The 268-nt window shown below is 64.2% G+C and carries 1 protein-coding gene; it reads left to right on the top strand.

Translation table 11 applies throughout. The features are described from left to right. On the top strand, positions 1 to 268 hold a 268-nt coding region (locus tag SB816_RS32105; protein ID WP_410548257.1), incomplete at both ends, for a TonB-dependent receptor domain-containing protein.

The following is a 268-nucleotide window of genomic DNA, read 5'->3' as shown; positions in this document are numbered from 1 at the left end:
CCGTGTTCCTGCGCCAGAAAGCGTGGACGAGCCAGGACGGCCCGGAGACCGGCACCGACAAATCGGCGTTGCTGCCGCAGATCGCGCTGGTCTACAAGCCGGTTGCGCCGCTCTCGCTCTATGCGTCGTACAGCAAGGATCTGTCGCTCGGCGATCAGGCGCCCGTGCGTGCGAGCAATGCTTATGCGTTCCTGCCGCCCGTCGAGTCGCATCAGTATGAAATCGGCGCAAAGTACGACTGGGCGAATCGCCTGAGTCTCACGGCGGC

It is taken from the genome of Achromobacter sp. SIMBA_011, from assembly GCF_046535435.1.
GTDB lineage: Bacteria > Pseudomonadota > Gammaproteobacteria > Burkholderiales > Burkholderiaceae_B > Achromobacter > Achromobacter dolens.
The sequence above is the reverse complement of the archived record's forward strand: the minus strand, read 5'-3'. Positions and strand labels throughout refer to the sequence as shown.